This window comes from Streptomyces sp. NPDC046805, from assembly GCF_040645355.1.
In the GTDB taxonomy this organism is placed as follows: Bacteria; Actinomycetota; Actinomycetes; order Streptomycetales; family Streptomycetaceae; genus Streptomyces.
The window spans coordinates 24703-36943 of record NZ_JBEYYC010000024.1 but is presented as its reverse complement, the minus strand read 5'-3'; the positions used below and the strand labels follow the sequence as shown (position 1 = coordinate 36943).

The following is a 12241-nucleotide window of genomic DNA, read 5'->3' as shown; positions in this document are numbered from 1 at the left end:
CGGAAGAGCCTACCTGACCAGCCGTCGGCCGAAACGTACGCGCGTCTGTGATCTTTTCGTGAAGTGGAATCACGGGCCCGGTGGGTATCGGTAAGGCTAGCCTCAGGTAAGTTAGGTGAGCCTCACCAATCATTTTTGCCAGGAGCCTGCATGCGAGCCGTCCGACTTACCGTCACCGCCGCCGCCACCGTGGCCGCTCTGACCGCGCTCAGCGCATGCACGGCCAAGAGCGACGCCAAGGCCGACGCCGACGCGGTCCAGGTGACCGCCGCCGACTCCAAGTGCGACACCTCCGCCAAGTCCGTTCCGGCCGGCCAGGTGACCCTGCAGATCGAGAACAAGGGCGAGCAGGCCACCGAGGTCGAGATCCTCTTCCCGGACGACCGGATCGTCTCCGAGAAGGAGAACATCGGCCCCGGCACCAAGTACACGCTGACCGCCGAGGTGAAGGCGGGTTCGTACGAGATCGCGTGCCGCCCGGGCATGAAGGGCCACGGCGTGCGGCAGAAGCTGACCGTCACGGGCGGCGCGGGCGCCAAGCGCGACCCCCGCCTGGACAAGGCGGTCGCCGACTACCGCCGTTACGCCCAGGATCAGGCCCAGGCCACGCTGCCGCTCGTCGAGACGTTCGTGAAGGACGTCAAGGACGGCGACATCGACGCCGCCAAGAAGGCCTACGCGCCCTCCCGCCTCGGCTGGGAGCGGACCGAGCCGATCGCCGAGTCCTTCGGTGACATCGACCCCAAGGTCGACGCGCGCGCCGACGGCCTGGAGGACGGCCAGAAGTGGACCGGCTGGCACCGGCTGGAGAAGGCCCTCTGGAAGGACAAGAAGGTCGGCGCCGAGGAGAAGAACGTCGCCGACCAGCTCGTGACCGAGCTAAAGGAGTGGCAGGAGCGGGTCGGCGAGGCCGAGATCACCCCGACCTCCATGGCCAACGGCGCCAAGGAGCTGCTCGACGAGGTCGCCACCGGCAAGGTCACCGGCGAGGAGGACCGCTACTCGCACACCGACCTGAGCGACTTCAAGGGCAACGTCGAGGGCGCGCAGAAGGCGTACGAGCTGCTGAAGCCGGTCGCGTCGAAGAACGACCCGGCGCTGACCAAGGAGCTCGACAAGCAGTTCGCGGCGCTGAACACCCTGCTCGACAAGTACCGCGCGGACGGCTCGGACAAGGGCTCGTACGACTTCGTCTCCTACGACAAGGTCACCGAGAAGCAGCGCAAGGAGCTGTCGGACGCGGTGAACGCGCTCGCCGAGCCGCTGTCCCGGCTCGCCGCCGCCGTAGTGAAGTAGGGAGGCGCCGACCATGACCGAGACCGAGAGCAGCGCCGCCCCGAGCGGCACCGCGCCTTCCCGCCGGGCCCTGATCGGCTGGGGCGGGGCCGGGCTCGCGCTCGGCGCCGCCGCGGCGGGCGGTGCGGTGGCGATGACCCGGACCGGCGACGACGTGGCGCCGGTCGCCGCGGAGGCGGGCGGTGCGGTGGAGTTCCACGGCGCCCACCAGGCGGGCATCGCCACGCCCGTGCAGGACCGGCTGCACTTCGCCGCGTTCGACGTGAAGACGGACGACCGCGGCGAGTTCGTGCAGCTGCTGAAGGACTGGACGCGGGCCGCGGCACACATGACCGCCGGTCACCCGGTCGGCGACGCCTTCGGCGGGCTGCCCGAGGCGCCGCCGGAAGACACCGGCGAGGCGATGGGACTCAAGCCGTCGCGGCTGACGCTGACGATCGGCTTCGGGCCCTCCTTGTTCGACAAGTTCGGCCTGCAGGACCGGCGTCCGGAGGCGCTCGCCGACCTGCCGAAGTTCCCCGGCGACAACCTGGAGAAGGCCCGCGGCGGCGGCGACCTGTGCGTCCAGGCCTGTGCCGACGACCCGCAGGTCGCGGTGCACGCGATCCGCAACCTGGCCCGGATCGGCTTCGGCAAGGTCGCCGTGCGCTGGTCGCAGCTCGGCTTCGGCAAGACGTCGTCGACGACACCGGACGCGCAGACCCCGCGCAACCTGATGGGCTTCAAGGACGGCACCCGCAACATCGCGGGCGACGAGCCGGACCGCCTGAAGAAGTTCGTGTGGGTCGGCGAGGGCGACGGGGACGCGAAGTCGGCCTGGATGGCCGGAGGTTCGTACCTCGTGACCCGGCGCATCCGCATGAACATCGAGACGTGGGACCGTACGTCGCTCCAGGAGCAGGAGGACGTCTTCGGCCGGGACAAGCGCGAGGGCGCCCCGGTCGGCAAGTCGAAGGAGCGCGACGAGCCGTTCCTGAAGGCGATGAAGCCCGACGCGCACGTACGGCTCGCGCACCCCGACGCCAACAACGGGGTGACGATCCTGCGCCGCGGCTACTCCTTCACGGACGGCACGGACGGTCTCGGCCGGCTCGACGCGGGCCTGTTCTTCATCGCGTACCAGCGCGACGTGCGCCACGGGTTCATCCCGCTGCAACGGGGGCTGTCGCGCTCCGACGCGCTCAACGAGTACATCCAGCATGTGAGTTCGGCGGTCTTCGCGATCCCGCCCGGCGTCCGGGACAAGGACGACTGGTGGGGCCGGACCCTGTTCTCCGAGGAGGCGTGACCAGTTGTTCTCCAACTACCTGATCGGTCTGCGCGAGGGCCTGGAAGCCAGCCTCGTCGTCTGCATCCTGATCGCCTATCTGGTCAAGACCGGCCGCAGGGACGCCCTGAAGCCGATCTGGATCGGCATCGGCGCCGCGATCGTCATCGCGATGGGCTTCGGCTGCGCGCTGGAGTTCGGCTCCCAGGAGATGACGTTCGAGGCGCAGGAGGGTCTCGGCGGCTCCCTGTCCGTCGTCGCGGTGGGCCTGGTGACATGGATGGTCTTCTGGATGCGGCGCACCGCCCGGCATCTGAAGTCCGAGCTGCACGGCAAGCTGGACGCCGCCCTGGCGATGGGCACGGGCGCGCTGGTCGCCACCGCCTTCCTGGCCGTGGGCCGTGAGGGCCTGGAGACCGCGTTGTTCGTGTGGGCGTCCGTGCACGCCGCCAGCGACGGCACCCCGCGCCCGCTGATCGGCGTGGCGCTGGGCCTGGCCACCGCGGTCTTCCTGGGCTGGCTGTTCTACCGGGGCGCCCTGAAGATCAACCTGGCGAAGTTCTTCAAGTGGACCGGCGGCATGCTGGTGATCGTGGCGGCGGGCGTGCTGGCCTATGGCTTCCACGATCTGCAGGAGGCCGGCCTGATCCCGGGTCTGCGCAGCGTGGCCTTCGACATCAGCGACACGATCGAACCGGACAGCTGGTACGGCACGTTGCTCAAGGGTGTCTTCAACTTCCAGCCCGACCCGACCGTCGTCCAGGTCACGGTGTGGCTCCTCTACCTGATCCCGACACTCGCGCTGTTCCTCTCCCCGGTAGGGTTCGCCTCCGGGAAGGGGAAGGTGAAGACACCTCATGACCAGGGATCACAGCCCTCGAAGGCTCCGCAGGCGTGACCGGAACGCACTGATCCGGAACACACTGACAGCGGCCTCGCTGACCGCTCTGTCGCTGACGGCGAGCGGATGCGTGGTGGTGCACGGGGAGCGCGAGGTGCTCCCCGCCACCACCCGCGCCGAGGCCGCCAAGGCGCTGGAACAGTTCACAGCCGCGTACAACAAGGCGGGCCGGGCGAACGACGGTTCCCTGGACGCGCACCGCGTCACCGGCGCGCTCGCCGACATCGACGGGGCCCGCCTGAAGGCGGGGCACGCCAACAGCCCTGGCGGCAACGCCGGTTACACGCCGCTGAAGCTTTCGGACGTGAAGTACACGATCCCCAAGAAGGCGGGCTGGCCGCGCTGGTTCGTCGCCGACGCGCTGGCCAACAAGGGCGGCAGCGCACGCTGGTTGTTCGTCTTCACCCGCCACGGGCTCAACCAGCCGTTCCAGGTGGCCTATCTGACGCTGCTCGCCCCGGGCGACGTGCCCGAGTTCAAGAAGGACCGCGACGGCTGGGCCGAGGCCGTATCCGCGAACACGGCGCGACTGGCCGCCAGTCCAGAGGACTTGAGCCGCGGGTACACCACGTACCTGAAGAGCGGCGGAAGCGGCTTCGCGGCGGGCCCCCACACCAGCGGCTGGCGCGTCCAGCGCACGAAGGAGTCCCGTCGGCCGGGCCTGGCCACCCAGTACATCGACGAGCCGCTGACGGCCGGCGACTACGCACCCCTGGCTCTGCGCACGACGGACGGCGGTGCGATGGTGTTCTTCGCCACACGCCACTACGTCAAGCAGACCGCCGCCGCGGGCACGTCCCCGCCCTCTCTCAACAAGGACGTCGAGGCGCTGACGAAGGGCGAGGTCAAGCAGTCCCTCACGCTGGAGTTCATCTCCAACGAGGTGGCCCTCGACCCGAAGAAGGGCACCACGACCGGTCCGGGACGCGGCCAGGTGTCGCTGCTCGGCCGCATCCAGGGCCTCACGTCGGCGCGGGGAGAGTAGGAAACCTCAGTGGCGCCTGGGCCAGGGCGTCGCCGCGTGGTCGGGGTCCTCGGCGGCGTGGCGGGCGCAGGCGTCGGTGAGGACCTCCAAGAGGCTCAGCGGGTCCGGCAGCGCGTACGACGGGCCGCGGAGCCAGCGCACCCTGCGGTCGTCGTCGCCGGGCAGCCGCGCGGGCGGCACGAGCACGTACGAACCGCGGCAGTGCCAGCGCAGGCCCGGATGCTCGTCCATGGTCTCGGGGCGGCAGTCCAGCTCGCACGGCCACCACTCGTCCTCGTCCTCGGGCGTGCCCCGGGTGAGGGTGAAGAACAGCATGCGGCCGTCGTCGCTCTCGGCGACCGGGCCGACCTCGACGCCGGCGTCGAGCAGCCGCTCGAGCGCCTCGCGCCCGGCCTCCAGGGGCACGTCGAGGACGTCGTGCACCATGCCGGTCGCGGTGACGAAGTTGGCCTCCGGCTGCTGCCGGACCCAGCGCTCGACCTGGGCGCGGTCGGTCGTGGACTGCGTCTGCCACGCGAACGACACCGGGTGCCGGGCGGGCGTGGGACAGCCGACGCGGTCGCAGGAGCAGCGGTAGTCGGGCCCGGGGTGCGCGGCGGGCGCGAGCGGCAGCCCCGCTCCGGCGGCGGCGAACAGCAGCGTCTCACGGCCGCCGTCTCCGACGGCCTGCTGTGGGCGGCGTCCACGCAGCCACTGGGAGAGCCTGCCCTGCCGGCCGGATCGGCCACCGAACGTCCCGCTCATCAATCCCCTCGTCTCGCTGTGGTGCGGACAGCATGCCCTATGGTCCCACCATCCCGGGCTTCACGGGACCCGGGCCTGTCCCGTGCGGGCGCTACGGCCGCGGCGCGGGCGGCGGCCAGGGGTCGCCCCAGTCCGTGTCCCGGGCCGCCTTGTACAGCTCGCCGTGGCGCTTGGTGATCGTCGTACGGCGCAGCAGGTCGTCGGCCTCGCACAGGTCGAGGAGCACCTGCCCCTTGCGGATCTGCGGCCGCCGGATCACGCGGGCGGCGGCCGGGTCGACCGGGAAGCGTGCGGCGGCGACGTAGCTGAACTTCTCGTCCTCGTACGGCAGTGAGCCGCCCTTGACCTGCCGGTGCAGGGAGGAGCGGCTGACCCGCGCCGCGAAGTGGCACCAGTCCTCGCCGGGGACGATCGGGCACGGGGCGCTGTGCGGGCAGGGCGCGGCGACGGAGAACCCGGCGCCGATCAGCCGGTCCCGCGCCTCGATGACGCGGGCGTAGCCGTCGGGGGTGCCGGCCTCGACGATCACGACGGCCTGCGCGGCGGCCGCGGCGGCGTCGACGAGGGCGGTGCGGTCGGCCACGGAGAGTTCGTTGAGGACGTAGGAGACGGTGACGAGGTCGGTGCTGTCGAGCGTGAGGTCGGCGCCGATGCGGGCGCGCTGCCAACGGGCGCCGGCCAGCGCGGGGTTGGCGGCGGCGATCTCCCGGCCGAGGGCGAGCGCGGGCTCGGCCCAGTCCAGCACGGTCACCGGCCGGTCGCCGTCCCAGGTGGCGCTCACCGCCCAGGTCGCTGCGCCGGTCCCGCCCCCGACGTCGACATGGCTGCCGGGGGCCCACGCGGGCACCGCCTCGGCGAACGCCTCCAGCGCGGCCCGCACCGCCTCGAAGGTGGCGGGCATCCGGTACGCGGCGTACGCGGCCACGTCGGCGCGGTCCCGCAGGATCGGCGCGTCCGTCGGGGTCCGCCCCCGGTAGTTGGCGATCAGCCGCTCCACGGCCCCGGCGGCCTGCTTGGGCGGCAGCCCGTCGAGCAGGCCGGCGAGGGCGGCACGGAGGGTGTCGGCTGGGGAGGCGGGGGCGGGGACGTTCACCCGGCGATTCTCTCAGGTGCTGCGGAGCCTCGGATTCCCACGGGCGCCCGGGGCCGTACGAGGTGCCTCAGGCGCCCCGGACCGCCCGCGCCAGCCGGGTCGCCGCCGCTGCCCTGGGCCCGCTGTCCGGCTGCCGCCTGCGCGGATGGACGGTATTGGCCAGCAGGACGAGGAAGGTGTCCGTGGCCGGATCCAGCACCAGCGAGGTCCCCGTGAACCCCGTGTGCCCGGCCGCTCCGCCGCCCGCCAGCTCCCCCATGAACCACGGCTGGTCCACCGAGAAGCCCAGTCCCGGCGATGTCAGCAGCAGCTCCACGAAGTCGGGGCCGAGGATGCGGGCGGGCCCGTACGCGCCGCCCGCGAGCAGCGCCCGGCAGAAGACCGCCAGGTCCCGCCCGGTCGAGAACAGTCCCGCGTGGCCCGCCACCCCGCCCAGCGCCCAGGCGTTCTCGTCGTGGACCTCGCCCCGCAGCATCCCGCGGTCCGCCTTGGCCCACGGCCGCCGCTGGTCCTCCGTGGCCGCCGCGCCCGGGCACGGCCCGAAGCCGGTCGCCGTCATCCCCAGCGGCCGGGTGATCCCCTCGCGGACCAGGACATCGAGCGGGTGCCCGCTGACGCGCTCCAGGACGTACTGGAGCAGCAGCATGTTCAGGTCCGAGTAGAGGTACGACCCCGGTTCGCCGACCGGCGCCTCGGCGCGCAGCAGGGCCAGCCGCTCCGCGTCGTCCGCGCACGCGTGCAGCGGGAGCTCGGCGCGCAGCCCGGAGGTGTGGGTGAGCAGCTGCCGCACGGTGATGCCGTGCCGGGCCGCCGTACGGAACTCCGGCAGACAGGCGCCGACCCGCGCGTCGATCCCGAGGGTGCCCCGCTCGATCTGCTGCAGCGCGGCGACCGCCGTGCACAGCTTGGTCAGGGAGGCCAGGTCGAAGGGGGTGTCGACGGTCATCGGCACGGGGGCCCCGGGCGGCAGCTCGACACCCGCGTCGGTCTCCGGGTCGTACGAGGCGTACCGCATGGCCCACCCGGCCGCCTCCTGTACGGCGATCACCGGTCCACGCCCGGCGACCACGACGACGCCGGGCGCCCAGGGGCGCACCCGGGTGTCCCCGGTCCCTCCGGAGCCGTCGGTGGTGAGCTCGCGCACCTCACGGACGAGGTGCGCGAGCTCCACCGGGTCGAGCCCGGCCCGCTCGGGTGTGCCGACGCGCAGTCGCGGTGTGCTCAGCTCTGCTCCTCAGGCCCTCGACGGCAGATGGTTCCGCTCAACGACGGTGCCGGGCACGGGAATTACCGGAACCGGCGTCGGTGTCGACGTCGGTGTCGGTGTCGGCTCCCGCCATCGCCGCCGCTGCCGCCCGGCGCCGACGCAGCGCCCACGCCCCGGCCCCCACCAGCGCGACCGCCCCCGCGGCCCCGCCGAGCGGTGCCCAGGACGAGCCACCGCCCGATGCCGCGACCGTCGCCCCGGCGACGGCCCGGTGCGCCTTCGCCGTGGGCGACGGACTCGCAGCGGCGCCGCCCCCGCCCTCGCTGAGCGGCTTGGCCAGCAGGCCCACCGCCCGGGCCGAACCGCCGTCCCCGAAGCCCCAGTCGAGCAGCGCGGCGGTCTCCTCGTAGACGCCGTTTCCGCCGCTGTCGGGGTGCATCACGGTGACGAGCAGGGTGCGTCCGCGCCGGGTGGCCGCACCGGTGAAGGTGTTGCCGGCGTTGCTGGTGTAGCCGTTCTTGACGCCGATCAGCCCGTCGTACGTCCCGAGGCCCCACGCGCCCGTGAGCAGGCGGTCGGTGTTCTGGATCTGGAAGGTCTTCTTGCCGCCGGCCGGGAAGTCGGCGGTCTTCGTGCCGCAGTAGCCGCGGAAGTCGGAGTCCTTCAGCCCGTGCCGGGCGAACAGCGTCAGGTCGTACGCCGACGACAGCTGGCCCTTGTGGTCGAAGCCGTCGGGGCTGACCACATGGGTGTCCAGGGCCTGCAGGTCCTCGGCCTTGGCCTGCATCTCGGCGACCGTCTTGGCGATGCCGCCGTTCATGTGGGCCAGGACATGCACCGCGTCGTTGCCGGAGCGCAGGAACACGCCCTGCCACAACTGGTGGACGGTGTAGGTGATCCCCGGCTTGACCCCGACCAGGCTGGAGCCGAACGGCACGTCGGCGAGATCGGCCTCGGTCACCTTGCGGCGCTCGGCCGGATCGAGCTTCCTCAGCACCGTGTCCGCGAACAGCATCTTCAGCGTGGAGGCCGGGGGCAGCCGCCGGTGCGCGTTGTACGAGGCGAGCACCTCCCCGCTCTCGCCGTCGGCGACGAGCCAGGAACGGGCGCTGAGCTTCTTGGGCACGCCGGTGGCGCCCCGCGTCTGGATCCCGCCCCGGGCCAGCCGCTCACCGCCGATCACGGTCGTCGCGGAGGCAGGGGTGGCAGCCGCCAGGGGCAGGGTGGCGGCCGCCAGACCGAGAGCGGCACGCCGACTGAGCCGAGAGGAGTCACGCATCCCCGGAACGTACACCGCGCCCACCAGGGGTTTCGGGGCCGTAGACCCCTACGGCTCAGAATTTACTGTCTTATGAAAATCGGACCGCATGCCTGGTCACGACGCCCACGGCGCCCCCGGCCGTCACGACAGCCGCCGCGATCACGGCGGGCGCGACGGCCCGGACAGTGACGACAGTCACGACGGTCCGGCGGTCACGCCTGCCCGGTCTCGAACCGCGAGATCCGCCCGTCGTCCTCGACCGTGAAGCTCCACCGGGTCCGCATCTCGCCCCAGGTGTCGTTGCGGTAGCGGGCGACGAGGGCGCGTCCGCCACGGGACTCGTTGTCGACCTCCATGTGGCCGTGGGTGGTGAAGATCTCCCGGTCGATCCACTCGGCGAGGTCGCGGTCGGAGCCGTCGTCCGACATCGTCGCGCCGGGAGCGAGGACGGCCAGGAAGCCATCACGGTCGTGGGCGTTCACGGCGGTGACGAAGGCCCGGACGGCCGGATCGCTGAGTTTGGCTGTCTGAATCGTCATGCCCGTCAGACTCACACCGCTCCACGGACCTCGCCACCGCTCGCCCACCCCTGCCGCCCCCTCCCTGCCGCCCCCACCGTCCGCACCACTCGGACGGCTGCCCAAAGGGCCGGCCGGGGTGTCGCCGAGCGTCCTCGGTGCGACGGTGGGGACATGGGAGGAGCGCGAGAAGCCCTCCTTGTTTCCACTGTCTGCGCTTTCGCTGTCTGCCTGGGGAGTCACCGTGACCACCGTCACCTGTTCCGGCCGCCGACGTGATCTGGGCCTGTTGCTGCTCCGCTTGGGTGTCGGCGGCACCCTGGCCGCGCACGGAGCACAGAAACTGTTCGGCTGGTTCGGCGGGGGCGGCATCGAGGGAACCGCCGAGTTCATGGAATCCGTCGGGTTCGTTCCGGGGAAGTTCAACGCGGTGGCCGCCGGGCTCGCCGAAGGGGGCGGCGGCACGCTGCTGGCCCTCGGCCTCGCCACGCCCTTCGCGGGCGCGGCGACGGCCGGCAGCATGGCGGGCGCGACCGCGGTGACCTTCCCCCGCGGCTTCTTCGCCCAGGAGGGCGGCTTCGAACTCTCGGCCGTCCTGGGCGTGGCCTCGGTGGCCCTCGCGGTCTCGGGCCCCGGCCGCTGCTCCCTCGACCACGCCTTCCGCAACGTGTTCAACCGCCCCTGGATGGTCCCCACGGCACTGGCCATGACAGGCGCGGCGACGACGGTGGTCGTACGCGCCCGGAACAAGCACCTGCAGTGGCTGAAGGAGCGGGACGAGGCGACCACGCGCTAGCCGGGCGACCTGGCAGGCTGCGGGGCATGAGTGAAGCCGACACCCCCGCCACCTCGCCCGCGCCGACGCCCGCGCCCCCGGACCTCTGGGCCGTCATCGACGCCCTGTGGACCTGGTTGGACGACAACCGCCGGTACGACGGCGACGCGGCCGTTCTCCTGCGCGTCCTGAAGCTGCAGGAGGAGACGGGCGAGGTCGCCCAGGCGGTGATCGGTGCCACCGGCCAGAACCCGCGCAAGGGCGTCTCGCACACCTGGGACGACGTCCAGGCCGAACTCTGCGACGTCGTCATCACCGCCCTGATCGCCCTGCGCACGCTGACCCCGGACACCCGGGAGGTGTTCGAGCGCCACCTGGCGAGGGTGACGCAACGCTCCCTCGGCCCATCGGCTCAGCGCTCGACGACGTAGCGCATGAGGGCGTGGCGAAGGCTTCGCGCGCACGCGGACATAGCGTACGAAGACGGCCGGCGGCGCCGCTCCTCGTCGAGGCGCTGACGACGCGGGGGCTGTCGGCCATGCCCACCGTCCGGCAAGCTCGTGCGGGCAGAGATCGGCGGCGGGAGGAAGCGGCAGTGAACAGCAGCGCGGGGCGGGTCCGTTCGTGGTGGGGCTGGGGCTGGGCGGACGAGGCGCTGCCGGATGCCGAGTGCGCGGCGCTCGGCGCCCTGCTGCCCAGCCTCCCGGGCACCCCGCTCCCGGTGCCGCGGCCCGTGCAGCTCACCGTCCCGAAGCCGACGATCACGGCTCCCGGCGCCCTGGCGCCGCTCCTCTCGGACGACTCGGAGGACCGCGCGTCCCACTCCCTCGGCAAGGCGTACCGCGATGTCGTACGGGCCCTGCACGGCGACCTCGGCCGGATACCGGACCTGGTGGCGCGCCCGCGCACGGATCAGGACGTGACCGACCTCCTCGACTGGGCCGGGGACACCGCCACGGCCGTGATCCCCTACGGGGGCGGGAGTTCCGTGGTGGGCGGGGTGGAATACCGCGGTGACACGCACCGGGCTGTCGTCTCGCTCGATCTGACCGGTATGGACCGCGTGGTGGAGGTGGACCCGGTCAACCGGGCGGCCCGCATCCAGGCGGGCGTGCTGGGCCCCGACCTGGAGAACCAACTGCGCCCGCACGAGCTGACGCTCCGCCACTTCCCCCAGAGCTTCGAGTTCTCCACGCTCGGCGGCTGGCTCGCGACCCGGGCGGGCGGCCACTACGCCACGCTGCACACGCACATCGACGACTTCACCCAGTCGCTGCGCGTGGTGACCCCCGTCGGGGTCAACGAGTCGTGGCGGCTGCCCGGTTCGGGCGCGGGACCCTCCCCCGACCGCCTGTTCCTGGGCAGCGAGGGCACCCTGGGCGTCATCACGGAAGCCTGGATGCGCCTGCAGGACAGGCCGGTCCACAAGGCCTCCGCGGCGGTCACCTTCCCCACCTTCGCGTCGGCGACCGCGGCGGCACGCGCCCTGGCCCAGTCGGACCTGTACCCCACCAACTGCCGCCTGCTGGACCAGGGCGAGGCCGCCCTGTCCGGCGCGTCCCCCGACGGAAGCCCGGTGCTCGTCCTCGTACTCGGCTTCGAGTCGGCGCATTTCCCCGTGGCCGACCGCCTGGACCAGGCCCTGACCCTGGCCCGGGACCACGGCGGCACGCCGCTGCCCCGGGGCGCCTCCGGCGGCGAGGACGCGGTCGATTCCTGGCGCTCCGCATTCCTGCGCATGCCCTACCAGCGCGACGCCCTGGCCCGGATGAGCGCCATCGTGGAGACCTTCGAGACGGCCTGCACCTGGGACCGGCTGCCCGCCCTGTACGAGGAGGTGCGCACCGGGATCGGCGCCGTGGTCAAGGAGGTCACCGGAGGCGAGGGCATCGTCAACTGCCGCCTGACCCACGTGTATCCGGACGGCGCCGCCCCGTACTTCACGGTGATCGCGGCGGGCCGACGGGGCGCGGAAGCGGCGATGTGGGACGAGATCAAGTCGGCGTCCATGGAGGTCCTCACCCGCCACCGCGCCACGATCACCCACCACCACGCCGTAGGCCGCGACCACCGCCCCGCCTACGACCGCCAGCGCCCGCACCCCTTCGCCCTCGCACTGCGTGCCGCCAAGACGGCCCTGGACCCGCACGGGGTGCTGAACCCGGGCGTGCTCATCGACTGAACTGCCGTACGG

The 12241-nt window shown here is 72.4% G+C and carries 12 protein-coding genes; 7 read left to right on the top strand and 5 right to left on the bottom strand.

Annotation, left to right across the window (positions count from 1 at the left end):
* Positions 1-150: 150 nt before the first annotated feature.
* The 4 genes from efeO to ABZ910_RS24410 are packed head-to-tail and all read left to right on the top strand — an operon-like array spanning position 151 to position 4449.
* Positions 151-1296, top strand: a complete 1146-nt coding sequence (gene efeO / locus ABZ910_RS24425) for an iron uptake system protein EfeO (RefSeq protein ID WP_361368789.1) — start codon at positions 151-153, stop codon at positions 1294-1296.
* 13 nt (positions 1297-1309) lie between these two features.
* Entirely contained in the window at positions 1310-2584 is a 1275-nt protein-coding gene (gene efeB, locus ABZ910_RS24420; protein ID WP_361368788.1) for an iron uptake transporter deferrochelatase/peroxidase subunit, read from the top strand.
* Positions 2585-2588: 4 nt separating this feature from the next.
* Entirely contained in the window at positions 2589-3461 is an 873-nt protein-coding gene (gene efeU, locus ABZ910_RS24415; protein ID WP_361368786.1) for an iron uptake transporter permease EfeU, read from the top strand.
* Positions 3421-4449: a hypothetical protein gene (locus ABZ910_RS24410; protein ID WP_361368784.1), complete on the top strand. Its 1029-nt coding sequence runs from the start codon at positions 3421-3423 to the stop codon at positions 4447-4449. Before efeU ends, ABZ910_RS24410 begins: the two co-directional genes overlap by 41 nt.
* A 6-nt stretch (positions 4450-4455) precedes the next feature.
* On the opposite strand, the gene ABZ910_RS24405 is transcribed toward ABZ910_RS24410, so the two are convergent.
* The 5 genes from ABZ910_RS24405 to ABZ910_RS24385 all read right to left on the bottom strand — a co-directional run bounded on the left by ABZ910_RS24405 (position 4456) and on the right by ABZ910_RS24385 (position 9293).
* Positions 4456-5193, bottom strand: a complete 738-nt coding sequence (locus ABZ910_RS24405) for a bifunctional DNA primase/polymerase (RefSeq protein WP_361368783.1) — start codon at positions 5191-5193, stop codon at positions 4456-4458.
* A 91-nt stretch (positions 5194-5284) separates the two neighbouring features.
* On the bottom strand, positions 5285-6286 hold the full coding sequence (locus ABZ910_RS24400) for a small ribosomal subunit Rsm22 family protein (RefSeq protein WP_361368781.1): 1002 nt from the start codon (positions 6284-6286) through the stop codon (positions 5285-5287).
* Between the two features lie 67 nt (positions 6287-6353).
* A complete protein-coding gene (locus ABZ910_RS24395) occupies positions 6354-7511 on the bottom strand; it encodes a serine hydrolase domain-containing protein (RefSeq protein WP_361368939.1) in 1158 nt (385 codons plus the stop codon).
* A 37-nt stretch (positions 7512-7548) separates the two neighbouring features.
* A complete protein-coding gene (locus ABZ910_RS24390) occupies positions 7549-8772 on the bottom strand; it encodes a serine hydrolase (protein ID WP_361368779.1) in 1224 nt (407 codons plus the stop codon).
* Between the two features lie 194 nt (positions 8773-8966).
* A complete protein-coding gene (locus tag ABZ910_RS24385; protein ID WP_361368777.1) occupies positions 8967-9293 on the bottom strand; it encodes a nuclear transport factor 2 family protein in 327 nt (108 codons plus the stop codon).
* A gap of 223 nt (positions 9294-9516) precedes the next feature.
* Here ABZ910_RS24385 and ABZ910_RS24380 point away from each other — a divergent pair, with 223 nt between their 5' ends.
* From ABZ910_RS24380 to ABZ910_RS24370, 3 genes are all read left to right on the top strand, one after another.
* Positions 9517-10068: a DoxX family protein gene (locus tag ABZ910_RS24380; RefSeq protein WP_361368775.1), complete on the top strand. Its 552-nt coding sequence runs from the start codon at positions 9517-9519 to the stop codon at positions 10066-10068.
* Positions 10069-10094: 26 nt separating this feature from the next.
* Complete coding sequence (locus ABZ910_RS24375) at positions 10095-10478, top strand: MazG-like family protein (RefSeq protein WP_361368773.1); 384 nt, start codon at positions 10095-10097, stop codon at positions 10476-10478.
* A 107-nt stretch (positions 10479-10585) separates the two neighbouring features.
* A complete protein-coding gene (locus ABZ910_RS24370; RefSeq protein WP_361368772.1) occupies positions 10586-12229 on the top strand; it encodes an FAD-binding oxidoreductase in 1644 nt (547 codons plus the stop codon).
* Positions 12230-12241 lie beyond the last annotated feature (12 nt).